At 66.2% G+C, this 23,651-nt stretch carries 19 protein-coding genes, 1 tRNA gene and 1 other RNA gene; 11 read left to right on the top strand and 10 right to left on the bottom strand.

Going from position 1 to position 23,651, the window contains the following annotated elements; genetic code table 11:
• A partial coding sequence (locus RWR81_RS08040) for a DNA polymerase III subunit gamma and tau (RefSeq protein WP_314456644.1) occupies positions 1 to 1,198 on the bottom strand: 1,198 nt, incomplete at its 3' end.
• Positions 1,199 to 1,315: 117 nt separating this feature from the next.
• Here RWR81_RS08040 and RWR81_RS08035 point away from each other — a divergent pair.
• Entirely contained in the window at positions 1,316 to 1,822 is a 507-nt protein-coding gene (locus RWR81_RS08035) for a carbonic anhydrase (RefSeq protein ID WP_314456642.1), read from the top strand.
• Between the two features lie 122 nt (positions 1,823 to 1,944).
• Here the strand turns inward: RWR81_RS08035 and ffs are convergent.
• An RNA gene (gene ffs, locus RWR81_RS08030) (signal recognition particle sRNA small type) lies at positions 1,945 to 2,039 on the bottom strand.
• Between the two features lie 260 nt (positions 2,040 to 2,299).
• Here ffs and RWR81_RS08025 point away from each other — a divergent pair.
• The 3 genes from RWR81_RS08025 to RWR81_RS08015 all read left to right on the top strand — a co-directional run bounded on the left by RWR81_RS08025 (position 2,300) and on the right by RWR81_RS08015 (position 3,875).
• Positions 2,300 to 2,387 (top strand) — tRNA-Ser (locus tag RWR81_RS08025).
• Between the two features lie 133 nt (positions 2,388 to 2,520).
• Positions 2,521 to 3,147, top strand: a complete 627-nt coding sequence (locus RWR81_RS08020) for a septum formation family protein (protein ID WP_314456640.1) — start codon at positions 2,521 to 2,523, stop codon at positions 3,145 to 3,147.
• Positions 3,148 to 3,401: 254 nt separating this feature from the next.
• Positions 3,402 to 3,875, top strand: a complete 474-nt coding sequence (locus RWR81_RS08015) for a septum formation family protein (protein ID WP_314456638.1) — start codon at positions 3,402 to 3,404, stop codon at positions 3,873 to 3,875.
• A 24-nt stretch (positions 3,876 to 3,899) separates the two neighbouring features.
• On the opposite strand, the gene RWR81_RS08010 is transcribed toward RWR81_RS08015, so the two are convergent.
• Positions 3,900 to 9,053, bottom strand: a complete 5,154-nt coding sequence (locus RWR81_RS08010) for an acyl-CoA dehydratase activase-related protein (protein WP_314456636.1) — start codon at positions 9,051 to 9,053, stop codon at positions 3,900 to 3,902.
• Between the two features lie 465 nt (positions 9,054 to 9,518).
• Between RWR81_RS08010 and RWR81_RS08005 the strand changes: the two genes are divergently transcribed.
• On the top strand, positions 9,519 to 10,229 hold the full coding sequence (locus RWR81_RS08005) for a TetR family transcriptional regulator (protein ID WP_314456634.1): 711 nt from the start codon (positions 9,519 to 9,521) through the stop codon (positions 10,227 to 10,229).
• 169 nt (positions 10,230 to 10,398) lie between these two features.
• On the opposite strand, the gene RWR81_RS08000 is transcribed toward RWR81_RS08005, so the two are convergent.
• Positions 10,399 to 11,391: a hypothetical protein gene (locus tag RWR81_RS08000; protein WP_314456632.1), complete on the bottom strand. Its 993-nt coding sequence runs from the start codon at positions 11,389 to 11,391 to the stop codon at positions 10,399 to 10,401.
• 360 nt (positions 11,392 to 11,751) lie between these two features.
• On the opposite strand from RWR81_RS08000, the gene RWR81_RS07995 reads away from it, so the two are divergent.
• Positions 11,752 to 12,090: a type II toxin-antitoxin system VapB family antitoxin gene (locus tag RWR81_RS07995; RefSeq protein ID WP_314456630.1), complete on the top strand. Its 339-nt coding sequence runs from the start codon at positions 11,752 to 11,754 to the stop codon at positions 12,088 to 12,090.
• Between the two features lie 136 nt (positions 12,091 to 12,226).
• The gene (locus RWR81_RS07990) at positions 12,227 to 12,796 is read left to right on the top strand and encodes a LytR C-terminal domain-containing protein (protein ID WP_314456647.1); all 570 of its coding nucleotides are present in this window, start codon (positions 12,227 to 12,229) and stop codon (positions 12,794 to 12,796) included.
• Between the two features lie 250 nt (positions 12,797 to 13,046).
• On the opposite strand, the gene RWR81_RS07985 is transcribed toward RWR81_RS07990, so the two are convergent.
• Positions 13,047 to 14,507, bottom strand: coding sequence for a solute carrier family 23 protein (locus tag RWR81_RS07985; RefSeq protein WP_314456628.1), 1,461 nt, complete (start codon positions 14,505 to 14,507; stop codon positions 13,047 to 13,049).
• Positions 14,508 to 14,738: 231 nt separating this feature from the next.
• Between RWR81_RS07985 and RWR81_RS07980 the strand changes: the two genes are divergently transcribed.
• From RWR81_RS07980 to RWR81_RS07970, 3 genes are all read left to right on the top strand, one after another.
• Positions 14,739 to 15,116, top strand: a complete 378-nt coding sequence (locus RWR81_RS07980) for a DUF4190 domain-containing protein (RefSeq protein ID WP_314456626.1) — start codon at positions 14,739 to 14,741, stop codon at positions 15,114 to 15,116.
• A 45-nt stretch (positions 15,117 to 15,161) separates the two neighbouring features.
• Positions 15,162 to 15,899 (top strand): glutamine amidotransferase-related protein, encoded by a 738-nt coding sequence (locus RWR81_RS07975; protein ID WP_314456625.1) that lies wholly within the window; start codon positions 15,162 to 15,164, stop codon positions 15,897 to 15,899.
• Positions 15,900 to 16,094: 195 nt separating this feature from the next.
• Positions 16,095 to 17,273 carry an annexin A7 gene (locus tag RWR81_RS07970; RefSeq protein ID WP_314456623.1) on the top strand — a complete coding sequence of 393 codons (1,179 nt, stop codon included), beginning with the start codon at positions 16,095 to 16,097 and terminating at the stop codon, positions 17,271 to 17,273.
• A 165-nt stretch (positions 17,274 to 17,438) separates the two neighbouring features.
• Here RWR81_RS07970 and RWR81_RS07965 read toward each other — a convergent pair whose 3' ends face one another.
• Both RWR81_RS07965 and RWR81_RS07960 read right to left on the bottom strand, forming a co-directional pair.
• Positions 17,439 to 17,660, bottom strand: a complete 222-nt coding sequence (locus tag RWR81_RS07965; RefSeq protein WP_314456649.1) for a hypothetical protein — start codon at positions 17,658 to 17,660, stop codon at positions 17,439 to 17,441.
• Positions 17,661 to 18,020: 360 nt separating this feature from the next.
• Positions 18,021 to 18,146 carry a hypothetical protein gene (locus RWR81_RS07960; protein WP_314456622.1) on the bottom strand — a complete coding sequence of 42 codons (126 nt, stop codon included), beginning with the start codon at positions 18,144 to 18,146 and terminating at the stop codon, positions 18,021 to 18,023.
• Between the two features lie 919 nt (positions 18,147 to 19,065).
• On the opposite strand from RWR81_RS07960, the gene RWR81_RS07955 reads away from it, so the two are divergent.
• Complete coding sequence (locus RWR81_RS07955) at positions 19,066 to 20,160, top strand: hypothetical protein (RefSeq protein WP_314456620.1); 1,095 nt, start codon at positions 19,066 to 19,068, stop codon at positions 20,158 to 20,160.
• A gap of 56 nt (positions 20,161 to 20,216) precedes the next feature.
• On the opposite strand, the gene RWR81_RS07950 is transcribed toward RWR81_RS07955, so the two are convergent.
• The 3 genes from RWR81_RS07950 to RWR81_RS07940 form a co-directional block, all read right to left on the bottom strand.
• Positions 20,217 to 20,579 carry a metalloregulator ArsR/SmtB family transcription factor gene (locus RWR81_RS07950; protein ID WP_314456618.1) on the bottom strand — a complete coding sequence of 121 codons (363 nt, stop codon included), beginning with the start codon at positions 20,577 to 20,579 and terminating at the stop codon, positions 20,217 to 20,219.
• A gap of 35 nt (positions 20,580 to 20,614) precedes the next feature.
• Positions 20,615 to 21,832: an NADH:flavin oxidoreductase/NADH oxidase family protein gene (locus RWR81_RS07945; RefSeq protein WP_314456645.1), complete on the bottom strand. Its 1,218-nt coding sequence runs from the start codon at positions 21,830 to 21,832 to the stop codon at positions 20,615 to 20,617.
• A gap of 707 nt (positions 21,833 to 22,539) precedes the next feature.
• A complete protein-coding gene (locus RWR81_RS07940; RefSeq protein ID WP_314456616.1) occupies positions 22,540 to 23,196 on the bottom strand; it encodes a hypothetical protein in 657 nt (218 codons plus the stop codon).
• Positions 23,197 to 23,651: the final 455 nt, after the last annotated feature.

The following is a 23,651-nucleotide window of genomic DNA, read 5'->3' as shown; positions in this document are numbered from 1 at the left end:
CGCCTGCACCACCGGGAGCGGGCGACGACGTCGGACCGGCGCTCCCGACCTGCCCGACCGCGCCGGCCGCTCCCTCAGCTCCGCTGGTCTGAGCGTGGCCAGCCGGGATGAGCAGGCGGGCCACGAGCAGCTCGAGCTGGAGTCGGGGGGAGGTGGCGCCGACCATGGCGGTCAGGGCCTGGGCGGTGGTGTCGGCGGCTCGCGAGAGGGCCGCCGCCCCCATGGTGCGGGCCTGAAGGTCCATGCGCTCGAGCTCGTCGAGAGGCATGGAGCCGAGCGCCGCACCAGCCTCGGAGCCGGCCAGGGCGATAACGAGGAGGTCGCGCAGGCGGGCCAGCAGGTCCTCCACGAAGCGGCGGGGATCGTGCCCGGAGGAGACGACCCGGTCGACCACCCGGAAGACGCCGGCGCCGTCAGCGGCGGCGATCGCGTCGACGCACTGGTCGAGCATGGTGGTGTCGGTGTAGCCGAGCAGGGCGACGGCCCGCTGGTAGTCGACGCCGCCGTCGTGCGCCCCACCGATGAGCTGGTCCATGACGGACAGGGTGTCGCGCACGGAGCCGCCGCCGGCACGAACCACGAGGGGGAAGACGCCGGGACCGATCTCGACGCCCTCGGCCCGGCACAGCTGCGCCAGGTAGCCCTCGAGGACGTCGGGCGGGACGAGGCGGAAGGGGTAGTGGTGGGTGCGCGAGCGGATGGTGCCGATGACCTTCTCCGGCTCAGTGGTGGCGAAGATGAACTTCACGTGCGCCGGCGGCTCCTCGACGAGCTTGAGCAGCGCGTTGAAGCCCTGCGCGGTGACCATGTGGGCCTCGTCGAGGATGAAGATCTTGTAGCGGTCGCGGGCCGGGGCGAAGACGGCGCGCTCGCGCAGGTCGCGGGCGTCGTCGACACCGTTGTGGCTGGCGGCGTCGATCTCGACGACATCGAGGCTGCCGGGGCCACCGGTGGCCAGGTCCCGGCAGGACGGGCAGGAGCCGCAGGGGGTGTCGGTGGGGGCCTGGGCGCAGTTGAGGCAGCGGGCCAGGATGCGCGCCGACGTCGTCTTGCCGCAGCCGCGCGGGCCGGAGAAGAGGTAGGCGTGGGTGACGCGGTCGGCCCGCAGCGCCGCCATGAGCGGAGCGGTGACGTGGTCCTGCCCGATGACCTCCTGGAAGGCGTCGGGGCGGTAGCGGCGGTACAGAGCGGTGGTCACGGGCCGAGCCTAATCGGCCGGGCCGACCCCGTGCGAGGCACCGGGCGAGTCGGGCGCCGCCGACGCGGCCTGGCACGATGGGAGTGCTCGCCCGTCGTCGGCAGAAACGGAGGAACCATGTCCGTCACCGAGGCTCTTGTCACCCGCAACGTCACTTACTCGGCCGAGGTCCTCTCCCGGGGCGGCCTGGCGGCCAAGGGGACGCAGAAGGTCGCCGTCGTCGCGTGCATGGACTCGCGCCTGGACGTCTTCGCGGCCCTGGGGCTCACCCCGGGCGAGGCGCACGTCATCCGCAACGCCGGCGGCCTGGTCACCGAGGACACGATCCGCTCCCTGGCGATCAGCCAGCGGCTGATGGGCACCGAGGAGATCATCCTCATCCACCACACCGGCTGCGGCATGCTCTCCTTCACCGACGATGAACTCTGCAGCGCCCTGGAGGCCGAGACGGGCGCGCGGCCGGCCTGGGCGCCGGGCTCCTTCACCGACCTGGCCGACAGCGTGCGCCAGTCGATCGCCCGCATCAAGGCCTCGCCGTTCATCCCCCGTACCGACGCCGTGCGCGGATTCGTCCTGAACCTGGCCACCGGTCGTCTGGAGGAGGTCGACACCGTCGAGGCGTGATCTCACGCTCACTGCACGAGCCTCGGACCATACCGGCCGGAAGCAGCGGCTGATTGAGCGCCAGCAGGCGGATCCCCTCCGGCACCCGGGCGCATCAGGCCGCCCTCTGCGCCACCCGGGCACGTGAGGACCCCTCGCGCACCCGCCAGAGCCTGCTTACCCTTGCTACCTTCCGGTCCTGGGGGATTCACTGGATGACGCCGCACGAGGGGCCGAGCGAGAGACTACCCGATCTGGTCCCCGGTTGCGAACCCTCCGCATGCGGCTCCGCCGCACCCCTGAGCTCGAGGACGCACCATGGGGCTCGAGGACTGTCCTGGGAGGTACGTCCTCGAGGCCTGCAGTGCGTCCATATGGGGAGCGATGCAGCAAAACCGGACCGCGTGACAGATCCCACCACCCCGGGCTGGCCCCGGGGATGGGCGGTCCGATATATTCCTTTCTCGTTGCACGCGGTTGTCGCCGCGTGGAGCGCCTGGAGGATTCGCCTAGTGGCCTATGGCGCACGCTTGGAAAGCGTGTTGGGTGCAAGCCCTCGGGGGTTCGAATCCCCCATCCTCCGCCATCACCCCGGGATCCGCATGATTCTGGGGTTTTGTCGTAACCCGACATCTGAGACCATCTGTCCGCCCCACCACACGGTCAACCGGCATTTCTCCCCATCGACAGGCCCGCAGGCTGTCTGCCACTGTTAACTCATGCGTTCAACCCCCACCCTTATCGCTCTGCCCACTGCATTCCTGCTCGCCCTCAGCCTGAGCGCCTGCGACGAGGAGGCGGTGACCACCACGCCCACGAATTCCTCGTCGTCAAGCAGTGCCGAGTCGTCAGCCCCTTCGAAGGACAAGGACAAAGACAAGGATAAGGACAAAGGCGACAAGGGCAAGGAGTCCGCCGGCGCCTCGACCAAGCCCTCATCGAAGGCCGGCGCCTCCTCCAGCTCCGATCCCAACGCCAAGAACGTCGACATCAACGACCTCAAGGCCGGCGACTGCATCTCTGAGGTCACCACCGACTCCCAGGACAGCCAGGAGTCCATCTCCAGTACAACGGTTGTTGACTGCTCCACCCCTCACCAGTACGAGATGATCGGAACCGGGACCACCACCGCCGCTACCCACGCCGAGGCTAACACCTCCAAGGAAATGGCCAAGGTCTGCAGCCCGCTGCTGACCAAGTACGTCGGCTCCTCCGCGGCCGACAAGTACAGCGTCCTGGCTGCGACCCCGGTGCAGGAGGCCTGGGATCAGGGCGACCGATCCTTCGTGTGCGTCGCCCAGAACGCGGACGAGTCCCCATTGAATAATTCCATCAAGAACTCCTAGCCTGTCCCCATCGAGCAGGACACAGAATGTCAACCAGCAGGTGGGCCACCACCCGAGATCAGCGGCTCACCCCGTGACATTCCAGGCACGATCCGTCCTGCACCCACTCCGGCCGGGTGGCGGCCCTCCGTCTCTCCGTCTCAAGCCGCCACCCGGTCCTCATCCCGGATATTTTCATCCCACCCGCCTTTTGCGACCAGGATCCCGCGAAAAATCGGCAGTATTCTTACATCCGGACTGTTACGGTTCGTTGTATGCGCAGCCCGACCTCGCTCCTCGTTCTCCACGCTACCGCCGTGATTGCCGTGGGACTGTCCTCCTGCAGCCTGTTCTCCTCGGGAACCACCACGGCCACCAAGGACCTCAAGGTCGGGAACTGCTACAACACCGTCAGCGACAAGGCAGGCGGGAACAACCCGGTCGGTGAGGTCGCGGTGGTCGACTGCTCCAGGGCCCACACCTACGAGGTCGTCGCCCAAACCACCTTCCCCGACGACGTCGACACGCTCCCCAGCGAGGGCTCGATCAAGTCCCTGGGCGAGGGCTTCTGCCAGGGCGAGGACTTCACCAGGTACGTCGGGATCGAGGCAGGCAGCTCCGACTACCAGATCGAGTACCTCTCCCCCGGTGAGGACACCTGGGCCCAGGGCGACCGCCTGGTCACTTGCGTCGTCGCCCAGGGGGACAAGTCTCAGGTCAAGGGCTCGGCCAAGGACTCCAAGAAGTAGTCTGACGCTGCCTCACACCGCCCTTCAGCGGGTCCGGGCCCCGGTCCACTGAGGATGACGCTCCACCCCGGCTATGTCGGGGGACGATGGCGTCCCGTCCGACACCGGACCGAGCCCGGCCAGCAGGTCCTCCGCCCCTGAGCCCTCCCGCGGCTCCCCCGAGGGCTCTGCGGCATCGGACCGGCCTGCCCCTTCCGGTCCCCGGTGCCGGGAGTCGTCCTGCGCCATGAGGGCCGTGGAGATCATGAGCTTGATGCGGTTGAGCTGATTGACCTCACTGGCGCCGGGGTCGTAGTCGATGGCGACGATGTTGGCCTGCGGGTAGAGACGCCGGATCTCGCGGAACATGCCCTTGCCCACCACATGGTTGGGCAGGCAGGCGAAGGGCTGGCAGCACACGATGTTCGGGGCGCCGTGCTCGATGAGCTCGACCATCTCGGCCGCGAGCAGCCACCCCTCACCCGCCTGGTTGCCCAGGCTGAGGATCTTCGAGGCCTTCTGCGCCATGGCGGCGATGGAGGACTCGACGTCGAAGGTGCCGCCGCAGGCCGCGAGCGCGGCCCGGGCAGGGGCCTGCATCTGCTCCATGAACCAGATGGCGGCCTTCTTCTTGGCCACGGTGTCCCTGCCGACGCCGTAGGCGTCCGCCTCCCACTGGGCGGTGGCCGGGCCGTTGAGGAAGAAGGCGAGCAGGCCGGGGACGACGGCCTCGCAGCCCTCGGCCTCGATGACGTCGACGACGTGATTGTTGGCGTCGGGCTGGAACTTGACCAGGATCTCGCCGACGACGCCGACGCGCGGCTTACGGGGGATGTCACGCCGGGGCAGGTCGTTGAACTCACGGACCATCTCACGCAGAAGGCGGCGGTAGCCGATGCGTCCGCCCCAGGTGGCCGATCGGCCCTTGTGCTCGAAGTACTCGGCGATGATGCGGTTCCAGCGCTCAACGAGCTCCTGGGTGGACCCCTCGACCACCTCGTAGGGGCGCACGCGCAGCAGGCAGGTGTTGAGGGTGTCGCCGATGATGACGCCCTGGAGCATCTTGAGGCCCATGGTGGCGGTCAGCTCGAAGCCGGGGTTGTCCTCCAGCCCCTGCAGCGAGATGGCCAGGACCGGCACCTGCGGGTATCCGGCCTCGCGCAGGCCTTTACGCAGCATGGCCGCGTAGTTGGTGGCGCGGCACATGCCGCCGGTCTGGGAGATGGCCACCACGCAGGAGTCGGGGTCGTGGCTGCCGTCGGTGAAGGCGCCGATGAGCTGGCCGATGACCATGATGGCGGGGAAGCAGGCGTCGTTGTTGACGTAGCGCAGGCCCACCTCCAGGTCCGCCCTGCTGGCCGACTCCAACAGCTCGACCTTGTAGCCCAGGCGCCGCATGAGCGGCTCCAGCGGCCGGAAGTGGACCGGGCTCATCTGCGGCATGAGGATGGTGTGGGTGGCGCGCATGGCCTCGGTGAAGACCGGGGTGGTGGCCCCCGGCAGCTCCCGGCCTCCGACGGCGCCGCCCGCCTCACGAGACCCGACGGTCCTTTCGGCACCCTTGCCCGCCGGCCGGTCGGCGGCCTTCCCGGCGGTCTTCGCAGCAGACCGATCAGTGGACATGGTCGTGTCGATCTCGACGACGTCATCGACGGTCTCGTCGGAGATCTCCTCGAGGTGAGCCGCCCTGTCTGCGGTCCTCTCCGCGGCTCGGGCCTCGGAGGCGGCGGCCAGGGAACGCAGGCGGATGGTGGCGGCACCGAGATTGGAGACCTCGTCGATCTTGAGGCTCGTGTAGACCCCGCCGGCGGACTCCAGGATCTCCTGGACCTGGTCGGTGGTCAGGGCGTCGACGCCGCAGCCGAAGGAGTTGAGCTGGACGAGCTCGAGGTCGTCGCGGGCGGTGACGAGCTCGGCGGCCTGGTAGAGGCGCGAGTGATAGGCCCACTGGTCGCGCACCCGCAGGCGTCCGGTGACACCCTCGATGGCCACGGGCTTGGGAGTGGGCAAGCCGACGTCGGTGACGTCGGACCAGTCGGCCGGAGCCTGCGGATCGGACCGGAACTCGTCCACCCGGCGGCGCAGCGCGGCCACGGCCCGGCTGAACGCCCCGGCGGCCACGGCGTGCTCGGCGCCGTCGCCGGGGTCGGGGGCCTCGTTCGTGCCGGGAGACGAGCCGGCCTGGCGGGCGATGGCGGCCCAGTCGGTCTTCTTGGGCTTCTTGGGTCTGGCCGGCCTGGCGGGGCGCCCTCCCGGCTCAGCCTTCCCGAGCCGGCCGGCCTTGTCGGCATCCTCTGTCTCCTCGGATTTCCCGGCCTGCCCAGTGGTCTCGGCGGTGTCGGCGGCCTCGGCGACTACGGCGTCGGGCTCGGGTAGGAGGGAGTCCTCGGACAGGACGGCCAGACCCAGGGTGTTGATGACGTCGGGGATGCCGTGGTTGATCTCGGGGTCGATGTGGTAGGGCCGTCCGGCCAGGACGATTCCCTTGCGGTCGTTGTCCTCCATCCACTTCAGGGCGCGGCGGCCCTCGGCGCGCACGTCGGCCTTGAAGGCGGCGTCCTCGGCGAAGCCCGCGGCCACGGCCCGACGGGCCTCGGGCAGGGTGACGTCCCAGTCGGCGAAGACCTCGACGAGCCGTTCGGCGAGCGTCGCGGGGTCGGCCAGGTTGAGGAACGGGGAGAGCATCCGCACGTCCGAGCTCCCGGCACCCTCACCACCGTTGCCCTGTCCATTGCGCACGGCGTCAACGTTGTTGCGAATGACCTCGGGATAGGTGGCCACGATCGGGCAGTTGAAGTGGTCGGAGGCGCCCTTGACGAGCTCACGCTCGAAGAAGACGCAGGGGAACCAGATCGTCTTGATGCCCTTGGCGATGAGGGCCTCGATGTGCCCGTGGGCGAGCTTGGCCGGGTAACAGACGTTCTCCGAGGGGATCGTGTCCATGCCGGACTCGAAGAGCTCATGGTTGGAGCGCCCCGAGATCATGACGCGGAAGCCCAGCGAGGTGAGCACCGTGAACCACAGGGGGTAGTTCTCGTACATGCCCAGCACCCTGGGGATGCCGATGTCCCCGCGCGTGGCGGCGCCCTCGCGCAGGCGCCGGTAGGAGAAGGCCCGTTTGTACTTGTAGTCGTAGAGGTTGGGCAGGTCGGACTTGGTAGCGCGCCGCTCCTGAGTGGCGCCCCGCTCGCAGCGGTTGCCGGAGATGTGGCGCTGTCCGTCGTTGAAGGTGGTGATGGTCAGCTGGCAGTGGTTCTGACACAGCTTGCAGGTGGCGGTCTCGGTGGTCAGACTGAAACGGGAGAGCTCACCCAGGCTCATGAGGCCGGAGGGCACGCCGTCGTAGGTGGCCCGAGCGCTCAGAGCCGCGCCGAAGCAGCCCATGAGTCCGGCGACGTCGGGACGCACCACCTCCCGGCCGGTGAGCAGCTCGAAGGCCCGCAGGACCGCGTCGTTGAGGAAGGTGCCGCCCTGGACCGAGACCCGCTCGCCGAGCTGGTCGGCGTCCTTGAGCTTGATGACCTTGTACAGGGCGTTACGCACCACCGAGTAGGACAGACCCGCACTGATCTCCCCCACGGTGGCCGACTCGCGCTGGGCCTGCTTGACCGAGGAGTTCATGAACACGGTGCAGCGGCTGCCCAGGTCCACCGGACGCTCGGCATGCAGAGCGGCCTCAGCGAACTCGCCGATCTCCAGGCCCATCGACTGGGCGAAGGTCTGCAGGAAGGAGCCGCAGCCGGCCGAGCAGGCCTCGTTGACGCTGATGGAGTCGATCGCGTCGCCCTTGATGCGCAGGTACTTCATGTCCTGGCCACCGATGTCGATGACCGAGGTGACCCCGGGGTTGAGGTAGGCCGCCGCCCGGTAGTGAGCCATCGTCTCGACGACGCCCTCGTCGATGCGCAGCGCCGCCTTGACCAGGGACTCGCCGTAGCCGGTGACGCAGGAGCGCACGATCCGCACCCCGTCGGGCATCTCCCGGTGGATGCGACGCAGGATCTCCACGGCGGCCGTCACCGGGTCCCCTTCGTTGCCGGCGTAGTGCTCCCACACGATGCGCCCGCGCCCGTCCAGGACGACGGCCTTGATCGTCGTCGAGCCGGCATCGATCCCCAGGAAGCAGTCCGAGTCCGCATGGTCCCTCACCCCCGGCGCCGACGCCGTGCCGGAGGCCTCCTCATCGAGCTCATCGTCCGGGCCGTCCGGCTCAGGGCCGCTCTCCTCGGCGGGTTCCTCGAGGACCGGCCAGTGGGCCCGCTCAATGTGCGCGCGGGCGTGACGCTCGCGGAAGGCCTCCAACTCGGCGGTGTCCTTGAACAGCGGGCGCATCCGGGAGGTGCCCAGGGACAGGGCCTTGCGGGTGGCCAGACGGGTGGACAGCTCCGAGATCGGCGTCGGCTCACCCGAGGAGAGCAGGGCGGCACCGATGGCGACGTAGAGCTGAGCGTTGTCGGGGCAGGTGAAGGAGTCGACCTGGTCCGCCAGGGTCCGCTCGAAGGCCGCCCGCAGCTGGGGCAGGAAGTGCAGCGGCCCGCCCAGGAACATGACATGACCGCGGATGGGACGCCCGCAGGCCAGGCCCGCGATGGTCTGGGTGACGACGGCCTGAAGGACCGAGGCTGCCAGGTCCTCGCTCGCGGCGCCCTGGTTGATGAGCGGCTGGAGGTCGGACTTGGCGAAGACGCCGCAGCGCGAGGCGATGGGGTAGAGCGTCGTGTAGCGCGAGGCCAGGTCATCCAGGCCGGCGGCATCGGTGTGGAGGAGCTGGGCCATCTGGTCGATGAAGGCACCGGTTCCGCCCGCGCACGTGCCATTCATGCGCTGCTCGGGGGTGGGGTGGAGATAGGTGATCTTGGCGTCCTCGCCGCCGAGCTCGATGACGACGTCGGCCTGCGGGTCGCACACGCGCACCGTCTCGGTCTCGGCGATGACCTCCTGCACGAAGGGCAGGCCCATGAGGGTGGCCAGGGACAGACCGGCGCTGCCAGTGACGGCCCCGCGCACAACGGCGCCCGGATAGGCCTGAGCAACCTCGCCCAGCAGGCGGGTCAACTCACCGCGCACATCCGCATTATGACGCCGGTACTCAGCAAACACCGGAGCAACCGAGGCGGACTGAGCGCCGGCAGGCGCCCCGGGCAGATGCTCCGGAAGAAGGACCAGCTTGATGGTGGTCGAGCCGATATCCAGCCCCATCCTCAGCACCGTAGGACCGGCGGGTACAGCGCTTCCGGGCGCCGCAGTCGCCGCCGGCGCAGCGGACGCAGACCTCGGCGATTCAGTGACGGGGAAAGGAGCGGTCATACTTCACCTCGACGCGTGGTTGCGTCGCCCCCTTAAGGGCCGACGGCGGTGCGAACCGGACCACCGTATCGACGCCGACCACTGGCCTCAACGCTGTTGAATTAAACGAGGGGCCTCACGTGAAAGCACATCACTTATTGGCACAATAACGCCCAATGACCCTCTCGGCCGCCCGCCGAGCGCGACACAAATCTGAACGTCGTTGAATATCGAATCAATAGACTTACCTAAAAATAGGGCGATCATCACGTACCGGCAGCGTCCTTCATGTCGGGCAAGCGTAGTGTTCTCCCGGAACTTCCCCGTTCTCTGTCGAGATGGCGGCCACGGACGACGAGACACCCGTAACCTCCTGGAGTGACCAGTGACGACATCGGCGTACCTCCCCCAAGCGCCTCACCTGAGGAGACGGCGCCCAGCGGCACCCGATCCGGTCGATCGCGCCGTCGGGGGCCACGACGTCGGCCGGATCCCGGCAGCGCCCACCAGTCCCCCACACGGGAGGCGATTCTGGCCGCTGCGCGCGAGTCGTTCATGGCTCAGGGCTACGAGGGCACGACAATCCGCGCGGTGGCACGCACGGCCGGTGTGGACCCGGCACTGGTGTCGTACTACTTCGGATCCAAGGGGGACCTGTTCGGGGCGGCAGTCAACCTACGACTGCGAGCGAGCGAGGAGATCGCGGCCGTTGTCAGCGGGGACCTGCGATCGGCCGGCCCGAGGCTGGTACGTCTGTCACTGACCGCCTGGGACGACGCCGCGGGCGGAGCGACCTTCCGCACCCTGCTGCGGTGGATGGCCACCGACGTCAGCGCCCCGGAGGCGATCCAGAACTACGCCACCGAGCAGATCGCCGCCCCGGTGGCCGAGGCACTCAAACAGTCGGGCCTGCCAGGGGCCGCGGCGCGAGAACGCGCCACCCTGGCGGGGTCCCAACTGGTGGGGCTGGCCATGATCCGCTACGTACTGCGCCTGGACCCCATTGCCAGCGCGAGCGTGGAGCACCTGGTCGAGGTTGTCGGACCGACGATCCAGCACTACCTCACCGACCCACTGCACACCAGGTGAGTCGCGACGGGCCGCACCCCTGGCACGCCACGTCATGGGCGGGCAGCCGCCTGATCCCCCTGGCCGCCAACGGCCCGACTCGCAGCATCGAAGACGTGTGTCGGCCCCGGCCGAGCACCGGGGCCGACACACGCCGTCACGTACCGGATCGGGTCCGGACTCAGAAGACTCAGAAGACCTCGTAGTGCGAGGAACTGAGGAAGACTCCATGACCGGTCTCGGCATTGCGGCAGGTCATACCGCTCTCCTCGGAACTGCACACCCAGGAACCGAAGACGACGGACTGGCCGTACTCGACCACCTGGGGTGAGGAACCGGCACCACGGAAGGACTCATCCAGGGAGAACGCCCCCTCACTGCGACCGCCGAGCTGAGGCGTCGCCCCACCACTGAGGTCGAACCACCAGTTGGGCGAGCCCATCGCGTCCTGACCGTAAGGGGCCCCGGTGCGGTAGGACAACACACCGCAGCCCGCGTAGTGGGCAGACAGGTCGCAGCCGATGTTGCCCGACGGCGAGACAACCATGGCAGTCTTCTCTGTGACGAGATGGTCCGCGACGAAGGACGTGGCCTGACTCGCCTGCGGGCCTGCAGGCGCCGCGGGCGTCGTCACGTCAGTAGCGCCATCGGAACCGTCAGCAGGGGCCTGAGCGGGCTCGGAGGACTGCACCTCGGGAGCCGCGGGCTGGGCCGCCTGATCCTGGGGCGCGGCGGAGCGGCTCGCGGCACCGTCACCCTCAGGGGTCTTGGAGGCACCGCCGTTCTGCGCGCCCGGAGCGTCCGCCTTACCCGAGGCCGCAGACCCGCCCGCGCCGCCGTCAGCGGCCTGAGCCCCACTGACGGCCGGACGCGGTTCACTGGCACGCGGGCTCGAGGGGCGCGCGCCGGAGGAGGACTGCGGCGCCGACGACTCGCCGACAGCCTTCTCGGTGGCACTCGGGATGCGGGGGGAGGCGTGAGCCGGCTTCTGCCCGGACGTCGGCTCGGCAGTGGCCGTCGACTGGGTCGTGGCGGAGGACGAGGGCACCGATTCCGCGGTTCCCTGCTGATTGGCACTGGAGGCACCACCCGACTGGCAACCAGCCAGGAGCATGGTGGTCGAGGTGAGAACGACAAGGGACAAAGGGATGGTGAAGCCGCTTCGGCGGACCTCGACGGTCATGGCTGCGGCATCCTTTCGATCGACATCGGTGTAACCAACACCGTACTAGAGCGCCGAAGCGGAGGGGAACAGTCTGAAAGTCAGCCACCGCCCCCTGCGTCGACGTCAGATGCCCACCCCTCTCAGCGCACCACTATATTTCGTTGTGATAACGCCAATAACAATGAGATGACGAGTCAATGACTCCACCAGCCGCGTTCCGGTCAGTGAGACAGATAACGCTTTACCGCGACACTTTCGCACGCCGGGCGAACCTCCCCGCACGCTCGGGCGGGGGCGGACAGCGACGTGGAGCGAGCCCCTGACCCGCCCACGACGCTCCCATGCACCTTGCGCAGGTTCATTCACTAGGATGCCCTCGTGATCTTCAAGGCAGTGCGAGAGAGCCCCCCCTACCCCGACCACGGGATCACCACTCAGCGCGAGTGGGCCGTCATCGCACCCCGACAGATCCGCCTGGCCGATCTCACCACCACCCGAGCGACCCTGGACCTGCGCAGCCTCCTGGATGACGACTCCACCTTCTACGGAGACCTCTTCGCCCATGTGGTCTCCTTCAAGGGGGACCTCTACCTGGAGACCGGGCTGCACCGAGCGCTGCGCGCCGCCTTGCAGGGGCGCACCGCGATCCACGCCCGCATCCTGGAGGTCACCGAGGAGGGAACGCCGAGGCTCGCGCCCGCGCCGCCGAACGCCTGAGGCTCCCGGGAGCCCCAGCACCTCACCTCGGTCTCATGTCACATCGGGTTCCACAACGCCCGGTGACGCCCAATCGTCCATTACTCTGGATCGCGTGAGTAGTCCCGCAGATCCACGCACCGAGTACCGGCGGCACATGCAGCACCGCCAGGCCACCGTCATCGGCTCGGTCCTGGCCGTCATGGTCGTCGCGGTCACCGTGAGCCTCCTGGTGTCACTGGAAATCCTTCCCGTCTACAAGCCGGGCTTCTCGCAGCCCAAGAGCACCGTGACCTACGTGCCTCAGCCCTGCCCTCCCGACGGCGCCAAGACCGTGGACGTCACCACACTCACGATCAACGTCTACAACGGCTCGGAGTCAGTGGGTCTGGCGACCACCGTGCAGCAGGAGCTGGAGGAGGCCGGTCTGACGGTCGCCTCCGCGAGCGACTGGCCCGGGGGCATTTTCAACGGCGAGGTCCAGATCATGTCCTCCAAGGGCAGTCTGACCAACGCCTACTCCCTGGCTCAGATCTTCCCCGAGTCGGCGGTGAGGATCGATGAGAGCCTGGCCGACGACGACCCCACGGTCTCGGTGGTCCTGGGTAAGGAGTACCTGCAGAACGCGCTGTCGGCCGATGAGATCAAGCTGCTCGGCTCCGACAAGGCCATTACGGCTCCCAGCGACTGCGTCCCGGCCGACAAGGCCGCCAAGAAGTCCAGCTGAGCCCGGGGCGCTGCCGACCTTCCAGCCCGAGGCCGAGGAGAACCCGCCGGGCACAGCAGGACTACCTCCTCGCAGGACGGTCGGGCAGATGGATCGGGAACTGCGTTTCGTGTCGAGGACGTACTTCTCCCGCGGACGACCGCGGGCTGACCGCAGCAGTTTGCGAGGGATCACAGTCCTCACACGAAAGGTACGTCCTCAACCGGAGCCGTCCCACCACGCGTTCCGTTCCGCCTATCGGCACCGCTTCTCAGACACCCTTCTTGTCATCAGTTCCGCCATCGTTCCCGGTACTCGACGACGTCGAACCCAGCGCCGGGGAGACGGACGAGGGAGCGTGGGCGGCGCGGCGGGAGTAGGCCGGCCCCTCCAACTCGGTTCCGGCGGGCGCCGAGGCCGGGGACGCCTGTTCCAGGTTGGTGCCGCGCACCTTCGAGATCCATCGCATTGCGTGATAGATGCCGATCGCCGCCACCGATCCCAGGGCGATGCCCTCGAACGTCATGCCGTCCCAGGCCAAGGTGTAGTTGGCGATGGCCACCACCATGGACACAGCGGCGGTGTTGAGGTTGACGGGGTCTGAGAAGTCCACCCGGTTCTGCACCCAGATGCGCACGCCGAGCATGCCGATCATGCCGTAGAGGACCGTGGCCGCACCGCCCAGGACGCCCGCCGGAATGGTGGCGATGATCTCCCCGAACTTCGGTAGCAGGGACAGGCCCAGAGCTGTCAGCGCCGCCACCACGTAGGCGGCCGTGGAGTAGACGCGGGTAGCCGCCATGACACCGATGTTCTCCGCGTAGGTGGTGGTGCCCGAACCGCCGCCCGCACCGGCGAGCATGGTGGACAGTCCGTCGGCGAACAGGGCGCGCCCGGTGACGTCGTCGAGGTTCTCCCCGGTCATCGCCGAGACCGACTTGACGTGTCCGATGTTCTCAGCGACCAGGACGAGCACCACAGGGATGAACAGCCCCAGGTAACTCACGTCGAAGGCCGGGGGATGGAAGTGGGGCAGACCCAGGATGGGGGCGTCGACGACCTTGTCGAACTGCACCTCACCGCGCACCACGGCGGTGGCGTAGCCGATGAGCACGCCGATGAGGATCGCCAGACGCCCGATGATGCCCTTGAACATGACGGTGATGAGCAGAATCGAGACGACCGTGACGACCGCGGTCACAGGGGCCTGCTTGACGTTGTTCCAGGCCGAGGGCGCCAGGTTGAAGCCGATGAGGGAGACGATCGCGCCGGTGACGATCGGCGGCATGAGACGGTCGATCCAACCGGCCCCGGCCAGGTGGACGACGACGCCCACGAGCAGCAGGGACAGTCCTGCCGCAATGATCCCGCCCTGGGCCAGGGAGGCCTTATGAGCGTCGATGGGGCCTGCGCCGTCGGCCATGTAGCCGGTCACCGCCCCGATGGGAGCGATGAGGGCGAAGGAGGAGCCCAGGTAACTGGGCAGGCGCCCGGAGGTGATTCCCAGGAACAGCAGAGTGCCCACACCGGTGAAGAACAGCGTGGTCGCCGGGTCGAAACCCGTCAGGAGCGGCACCAGGAAGGTGGCACCGAACATGGCGACGACGTGCTGGACACCGATGCCGATCGTGCGGGGCCAGGTGAGGCGCTCACCGGGGGCGACGACCTCGCCCGGAGCGATGGACCGGCCGTTACCGTGAAGGCGCCAGCCGCGAGAAGGAGAAGAGGACACGAACGGTCTCCTGCCTGAGCAATGGGGAAATGACTGTGTCCCGCGAGAAGCTCCACTCGCGGGAGACCCGCGGGACGCTCGGCAGGTTCCGGCAGAGCCTGCCGGGACTTCAGCATAGCCCCCGGCAGGAGCCGTGCCGATCGTGCGCTCCGAGACAGGCAAGCCTGCAGCCCCACCCGGCTCCTCCGCCGAGACGGTGCCAGACCCGGCGTAGACGGGCATGATGGAGTCATGAGCACCGCCCGGCCCGCACCTCCAGGACAGAGCGCACCGGCCTTCTCACCGGACTCGGATCAGTACGCCAACGGGCTTCCTCCTGGATTCGTCTTCCCCGGTACCGAGAACCTCGACCCCGCGGAGATCTTCTCCGGCCCCGGCTACACGGCACCGCTGCCCCGCACGGACAAGGGGGCGACGGCCGCGTTGGTCTGGGGGCTGCTCGGATTCATCCCTGGCGTCAGCGTCATCGCGATCATCTTGGCGTGCTTCGCACTGCGGCGCCTGCGCCACAGCTACGACTCCGGTGAGGGCATGGCCTGGATGGGCCTTATTCTCGGGTCGCTCTTCACCCTCGGCTGGTTCTTCGTCCTGATAATCATGACGTTCTAGGGCCTAGTCACCCCGTCCGAGCGGCAGGTCCCCTACAGTGGTTCCGTGAAGCCCTTCATCATGGTGACGACGCGCCCCGAGCACGAGGCGGCGCGGGACGAGTACGAGTCCTTCCTGGCCCAGAGCGGTCTGTCGCGCAATGAGTTGCAGCATATTGCTCTCGAGGAGGTCGACTTCTTCGGTTCCTTCACGGCGGCCGATGTCTCCGGGGTGCTCATCGGGGCCAGCCCATACAACGCTGACACGCCGACGGCGGAGAAGACCCGCAGTCAGTTGCACGTGGAGGACCAGGTCCGCGAGCTGCTGACGGTGATCCTCAAGGAGGGAATCCCGCTCCTGGCGACCGGCGTCGTGCTCCAAGTCCTGGCCGCCTACCTGGGCACCGGGACGAGCGAGGAGTTCGGTGAGGAGCTGGGCGCCGTCGACCTCTTCCTGACGGCGGAGGGTCGCGAGGACCCGGTGCTGGCGGGACTCCCCCAGGCCGTCACCGTCTTCGCCGGGCACTACGAGGGCGTGGGGGAGGTGCCCGCACACGCCACGCTGCTGGCCAGCTCACCCGACTGCCCTGTCCAGATGCTGCGCGTGGGCAGGAACGTCTACGCCTGCCAGTTCAACCCCGAGCTCGACGCCGCTCGGTTCGAGCAGCGGGTGAACATCTACGACGAGGCCGGTTACGGCGATCCGGACATGAGTGAGGACATCCTCTCCCACGCCCGATCCTCCGAGGTGCACGACGCCGGACAGATCATCCGTAACTTCGTCTCACACTTCTCACATACCTGACGCGCCTGGGACTCAGGCCATCACACCTTGGGCCCCGGGCGGGAGGCTCCACGAGAGCCTCCCAGCAACGACCACCAGGACCCCGCCATGACACAGCCGACACCCGCACCGAGGGAGCCTCAGGACCGAGACGACTCGCGATACTCACCGTACGCCGCGTACGGTCGGTTCCCCGAAGGCGCCGCACACACCGCCGTGCCGTACGGACAGGCGCCGACGCCCGCGCCGGCCGGTCAGGCCCCCTATGCCTACTCCGAGCAGCTCGCCATCCCGACCCAGACGGTATCCGTCCCTCCCGGAGGTCCGATCCACACAGAACGGCCCACACCACCGATGTCGGCATCATCGTCGCAGTACCAGCCGCATCAGCCCTATGCGGCCCCCGCGCAGCAGTACTCGAGCGGAGCGGCCATCGCACCGGCCTACCCGACCGTCAACCCCTTCTCACATCCGGGCCTGCCGGGATCCGGGCCGGCTTCACCTCAATCGAACGGCGTCGGACATCGCGTGCCGTGGCGCGGTGAGAAGTCTGCGGCGCTGATGACAATGCTTGTGGCATGCGCTCTCCAGATCATTGTCTTCATTATCCAATACACCAGCCTACGGCAGGGCTTCGACTGGATGACGACCGTGATCATAACCCTCATGTTCATCTCGCTCTCACCGGCGATCTGGTGGCTTTTCTTCGCACTACGTCACTTGGTCAGGAATCAGCCCGTATTCGAGATGTCAGGGCTTTCACTGTGGTTCGGTCATGGTGTGCTCACTTTATCGACAGAAGCATTCAGCCTTCCGCACAGTGGCATGCTGAACACCATCCTCGTGCTCTCCTTCATCGTCTCCACTATCGGCGCCGTCCTGACGGCCCGCCTCAACCAACATCTGAAGAATCCGCAGCCGTGGACCACCACCCTGGCCCTGGGATGCTGCCAGTTCATGCTGTTCGACATTATCCTGGGGCTTTCTGAGCTCGCTTGGGCTGCCAACACAGCGGCATCAAAGGGGCAGAGCATCAAGCACTACACTGCTGGCACGTGGCTCATGTGGTCAGATTCCGGAGGAACGGGTGTCCCTCTGGTACCGGGACTGATTCTTTCAATGGCAATCATCTCACTGTCCACGGTAAGCCTCCTTCTGGGGAGACGGGCACCGCATCGCCTCGCCTTCAAAATCACCTCCGTCACCGCAGCATCTCTTCTGACCCTTCATAACGTCTTCGTCCTCCTCATCCACGGACTGCCCACCACCGGTGCGCATGCCTACAAGCCCTCAAGCATGGGGATAGTCGTGCTGGCGATCACGACCATCGGCATTATTCTCATCGGATCATTGCTGACGGCCGGCCACCGCATTCCTGCCACGCCTTCCACCTAAGTGGGATGCGTGGTGCTTCTCGGACTGAGGAGTTTTTCTTCCCGTGAGTCGATAGGATGGAGATCGTGCCAGCAGCGAGATACTCGGAAGAGTTCACAGCCCAGGTCTGAGCAACGCGGTACGCCCCCGTTGAGCACACACCTCACCGCCACTTCGACAAAATCTTCACAAATGACGCGGAGCCGTGTCGTCTATGAAGATTTTGTCGAAGTGCGGGGCGATGCCGCGTAGGTGCTCGAGGCGTCCGTTGATCACCTCGGTGGGACCGTTGGAGGTATGGAGGTGGTCGAAGTAGGCAGGGGTGTCGGCGGCTCTTTCGGCCAGGGCACTGATCTCCTCCAGGCCGTTGGAGATGGTTTGCTTCAAGGAGCTGATGGCTTGTTGCATCAGGTACTTTCCCAGACCCGGGTCGTCGGCCCTGTAGACCTGGATCAGGCACTGGTAGAAGCCTCGAGTTGACCTGTTTCAGCGTTAATGTCCGCTTCGGGTAGCTGGATCAGACATCATTGTGGTCTTCTGGATCGGTTTGATTGTGTCGTTGTCCCTGTTGTAGGCGAGTCGTCGCCAGACGGCTTGTTCCAGCCCGTCCTGGCGAGCTTTGCGGATGGTGGGTCCGCGTGCTTCGTGCTCGTCGAGGGGGATGACGCAGCCGATGCCTGCGTGCAGGCGCTGGTTGTTGTACTCGGCGCGAACCGAGTCGAGCTCGGCCCTGAGTACGGTGGGGTCGGTGATGACCAGCAGGTGGGGTCACTCGGCCTTGAGCGTTCCGTTGAGTGATTCGATCCAGGCCTGGTCGGTGGGAGTCGTTGGGCGCCCGAAGTGCTGAGCGATGGCGACCATGAACATGAACCTGCGGGTGTTGGCGGCGATCATCTGAGCCCCGTTGTCCGAGACGGCCAGCAGCAGTGCAGTCAGATCATCATCGCCGTCCAGGACCAGCTGGCGCTGGAGCGCGTCAGCGCGTTCAACGGGGCTCCGGGCCGACTGTCATCCCGGTTCTTCCCACTGACCTAGCGGTGTCCCCCAGCGCCGGTCGCGCTCTTGACCCCGGTGAAGCCGCCCGGTGGCCACCACCTGGGCGGTTCTGCCTCCAAGACTCATCCCGGGCAGCGAGCCAGATCTTGGGGACCTTCTTGGATCGGCCTTCGACCACGTCCAGCAGCCGAGCCGGACCACTCCGGTCGCGTACGGGGGTCAGGTCGATGATCACCGCGGGCGTACTTGTCGCCCCACTTGGTGTGGCGCTACACAAAGGGGGCACCTCCCACTTGAGAGCGAAGCGCGCTGGGGAATCATCGACGTCTAACATCTCCACGCCGTCGAAGCGGCCGGGATCGTCCAGCAGCGCAGACGTGCATGGGTCAGTCAGGATCACGGTGCTGGCAGTGTGCCAGGCCACTGTCAGGGCGGCTGCTACCCGGGAGATCGACACGGACTCAAGACCAAGGGCCCGCCCCCACAGGACCGCCGCGTGGGTCAAACGCGCTCTGGGCTTGACCAGAGCCGAGGAGTCCTGCCGCCACAGGCGTCGGCAGACAGTGCAGGCGACGCCTCACACACCACCATCTCGGTGGGCCGCCACCCCACCGGCGCATGCGTCAGACGCCATACCATCGGCCCCAGCCAGGACATCCCCCTCATCCCCACCTCTGCTACCGCAGTTTGGGGCCACCTATCGCCCTGGGCGTGAGCCACGAGTTGAAAGGCCCCACACGGCACGTTCGGGATGATGGACGACGGCGGCCATGGTCTGTGCATCGACACCAACCGGCAGGTAGCCCACAATGCAGTCATGACGCAACCGTTCCCGCACCCCCAAACCACCTCGCCTCCGACGTCGGGCTACACCGCTCCCGATACCTCGGTAACGTCCTCCCTCGCCGACCCACAGGTCGACTCCTCCACCATTACCTGGAACGGCGTCCGGATCATCGCCTTCGTACTGACACTGCTTGCGCTCGGCGTTCAGACCACCTGGACCTTGAATGACTTCACCAGGCACCCGTTCTTCCAGGCCGGGCAGGGTCTCATGTCGCAGCCCTTCAGCAGCTTTCAGTTATACATCCAGTACACGCTGGGCACCTGGTGGCTTGTTCTTCTTCTCGCCCCCGTCATCGCCGTACTCCGAAATCGCCCCAGCATCGTTGCACCGGCAGCCGCGCTTCAGCTGCTTCTGATCGATGTTCTGTTGTTCAAGGACGGCATCGTCGACAATCCCCTGCCCATACTGGGCCTCCTGGCAACCGGCGGCGCCGCCATCGCAACGATCTACGTGAGCAGGCGCGCCCCTCTTCGGCGGTCATGGCCGGTGACCCTGGGAATGGCGGTCAACCTGTTCATTCTTGTGTCCATGCTCCACCGACTCATGGTAGTAGTTCGGGACGCGACATTCGGCCTTGACCTGGGCGTCTACAAGGTCGACATATGGATGACCTTCTCCCCCTCCCTGTCCCCCGAGTCTCCGGGAGTCCCTGTCATCGTCGGACTTGTCCTGGCGATCATCGCAGCCATCGTCTCCTGCGTCAGTATCTATCTGGGGTCATGGTTTCCGCACACTGTCGTGTTCGCACGCCTTGTCGGAATCGCACCGATGATCGTGGCATTGATGAACATGTACATTCTCTCCGCGTTCGGCATCTCCGGCGCCGCCACGGCCTCAGCGCACGGTCTGACCAACATTGATAAAGGAGCCTTCCCGAACATGGCTCCGCGGGCGTGGGCGGCGTCAATCCTTCTCGGTGTCATTACCATGGGTGTGACGGCGCTGATACACCGCCAGGCCTCCACCGGCAGGCACAACCAGGTGACTCCGGGCGCTCCATCGAATGGAATACAACCACCCTCTCAGTACCAGACCTACCACTCCTACACGTCTTACACTCCGTAGATCACCGCGGTCTTCAGGATACCCCTCAGGAGACCACTGAGACTCCCCTGACTCTGTCAAGCCAGCGGCACCTGAGCCCGCTCACGCTTGAGCGTCTCGATGTCGGACTCCAACGCCGCCACCAGTCCCCTGAGCAGTCTCAGAGCCTCCTCGCTGCGGACCTGGCAGATGCGCCGAGTCGCCACCTTCGTGATCAACAGCAGTCCCGCCCGCTCCAGCAGCTTGACATGGTGGGAGACGGCGGTGCGCGACAACGGGGAGGTCCGAGCGATCTCCCCCACCGTCTGCCGACCGTGCTGGAGGAGATGGACGATGATCTGCTGACGCGTGGGGTCCTTGAGCGCCTCGAACATGGGGACGCAGTCATTGAGGATGTCGATGCTGCACCGGCCGGCCGGCTGCGCGCGCTGGTCAGTCATGGGCCGCTCCACTCCAGATCCTCACCTTGCCGTCGTCAGCCGCGCCGCCCCACCCTGCGGGGCATGAGCGCGCCGAGCCCATGACGGCGCACTGTGAAGGCCAGCGCCGCAAACCCGTTACCGCGGGCGGAGGCGTACCTGCCTCGGGCGAGCCGGTGCATCTGCATCTCGTACCAGCCGATGAACAGGACGCCGCCCAGCATGTCGTCGAGCATCTTGACGCCCGTGGAGACGCGGGGAAGATCGATCCGACGTCGGCCCGCGCCGTGAAGAATGCGCTGCGGCAAGTCCGGGATGAGGGTCAGCGGCCGCCCGATCCTCACAAGATCAGTGAGCCCCTCGGCAACGGCTTCCTCCATGTCCGACGCCGAGCGGAAGCCGCCGGTGAGCGCCACCGGCATGGAGACGAGCTCCTTGAGACGGCGTGCGTAGTCGGCGAAGTAGACGCCACGGCAGCGGTCCTCCTCGCTGCTGTCGGTCTGCTCGAAGACCGGCCTGCGATAGGTGCCGCCGGAGACTTCGAGGACATCCACGCCCAGCTCGGACAGGCGGGCCGCGACGCGCAGCGAGTCCTCCTGACTCATACCACCGGGATCACCATCGGAGGAGTTGAGCTTGACTGCGATGGGGAAGTCCGTCCCCAGGGTCTGGCGCATACCCTGATAGATATCGATGAGAAGGCGCATGCGCCCCTCAAGGGAACCGCCGTACTCATCGGTGCGGTAGTTGTCCACCGGGGAGAGGAACTGGCTGATGAGGTAACCGTGGGCAGCATGGATTTCCACGCCCGTGAAGCCCGCCTTCTTGGCGATGCGGGCGGTGGTGACGAAGCGACGTACGATGTCGCCGATCTCCTCACGGCTGAGCTCGCGGGGCGGCTCGAAGAACTGACTGTATCCACCAGCACCCGGCACCTCGCTGGGGGCGACCGGATGGCGATTGACCGAGCGCGGCGACTGCCGGCCGGGGTGGTTGATCTGCATCCACAGCTGGGTGCCGTGCGCGGTGCCCGCCTGCGCCCAGCGTCGCAGCACCTCCAGGTGGGTCTCGTCCTCGACGACGATGTTGCCCGGCTCCCCCAGGTGGCGGGAGTCGACCGCGACGTTGCCGGTCACAAGGATCCCTGCGCCACCAGCGGCCCAGCGCCGGTAGAGGTCCACGATGTCCTGCGAGGGCCCCAGTTCGGGGGTTCCCAGGGCCTCATGCATCGGCGCCTTGAAGAAGCGGTTCTTCACGGTGACTCCACAAGGCAGGGTAAGCGGCTCAGCGACGACGTCGAACCGGCATCCGCTAGTGATTCAAGTAGAAGTACCAGCAGTTCCAGCACAACCAGCGGGAATTCCGGAGGAGTCTCGAGCGTCTGAGACGGGAGCAGCAGCCCCGACGACTCAACCTCCGACAGCGATCGACTTCAACTCGGACATGACAACCGGAAAGTCGCGTTCATCTGCAGCTCCGGCCGCGCTCACGCGATGAGCACGGCCGGAGCGAACGAGTGACAGGAAGCCGGACAGGCCGTCGCAGTCTCCTACAAGAGCACCACAACCCGGTTCATCGGCGCCAACCATACCGGCGAACATGCTTCCCAACCCGCACAGCGAACCAGAGACAGTAAATCGCGACGATAAGGACCACCGCGGCCCGGCTTCCACTGAGCGCGACTCCATACAATCCAACGACGACGAGGACGTCGGCCAAGATGCAGGTAGCCGCACCGAAGCGAAGAGACTCAGTGCGATCGATCTCCTTCCACGCCGACGCGAGGAGCCACATCGCCCCAACAACGAGTACGGCGTGAATAATCACGAACACCCATAGTTGTCCATCCACCCCCTCGCCCAGCCCCACGGCAGCCGCCAGAGCACCGCCGCCGGCCACAGCCTGGCCTAACGTTCTCTTAGCGTTGAGCGATGGCTTTACCGCTTCCACTCCACTGCCTGTCACTGCAAAACACCCACGCTCATTCAATCTCCGGAACAATCGGGGGGAAACCCCACTCCAGATAGAGGGCCACCCCTTTCCCTTGCGCAAGGGCTCCAGTGATCTTGAAGGCCAGGTTGACGAAGAAGCCGATTCCGAGTAGCGCAACTCCGCCGGCCACAATAGTTCCTACCGGACCGCCAATCATCGTTGACACACCCACCCATGCGGCGGCAAGCGCCTCTGGGCTAGAGCCCGCCGCGGTCGCCAAGACCGAAAACACACCCGCCGTCAGGTCCTGATTCGAGATATAGAAACGCGCCCCGGAACGAACGATGTAGTCATGCTCATAGACGTCCTTGTCCGCTCGAGCACTTTCAGCAACAACCGCCCTCAGATGATTGACATCATTGTCGCTGAAATCAAATCGAGTCCTGAGATCAGCATCCGTAAGATGAACAGACAAAGCCCCGGTATCGTCTTTGAATTGCAAATTCTCACCCAGCGAGATCACTCGCTGAATAAACTCTGGCGACGGCGGCCCCAGTCGCGTCCCCGCGACTCCAGCATGAATATTCTCCGCCCCTCGAGCAAAAGCGGGAGACGCCATTCCAGCAGCTGCTAAGGCAACACCAAGTGCAGCACCAGACGCCCCTTTCACAAAGTCACTTCGACTCACTGCCACCAAGATACTCACCTCTTATCATCTTCGACCCTTGATGACACGGACATCGTATTCGAGCAGAAAACTGATGCACCAGCAAATTATCGTCAGTAAGACCCTCTCAACACGTCAGTTTCTCGCATTCCCACAATTCTCCCGGCATCTTGCATATATGCGTGCCACAGGAACTCGGGATGGTTGCTGATCACCTAGAACGCTGATCAGAGTCTGTTACCATCTCGCCTCACGGTTAACTGCCATGTGCGCAAGCAGCACCAGCTCTTCCCGAGGTCCAGCAGATCCCGACCTCACGATCGTCCGAGCCGATCAGTCGCGGGCGTGGACGGACACGAAGTTGGCCAGGAGCCTCCAGGAGTCGGAGACGTCATCGAGGCGCACGCGAGCCTGGAGCTCGGCGAGCTCGTCGTCGGCAAAGTAGCCGTGGCCGGAGTAGAAGCCGAGCCGGTGGGCAAGGTAGTCGCCGTCGA

The sequence above is a fragment of the uncultured Actinomyces sp. genome (assembly GCF_963526355.1).
Lineage (GTDB): Bacteria > Actinomycetota > Actinomycetes > Actinomycetales > Actinomycetaceae > Actinomyces.
The sequence above is the reverse complement of the archived record's forward strand: the minus strand, read 5'-3'. Positions and strand labels throughout refer to the sequence as shown.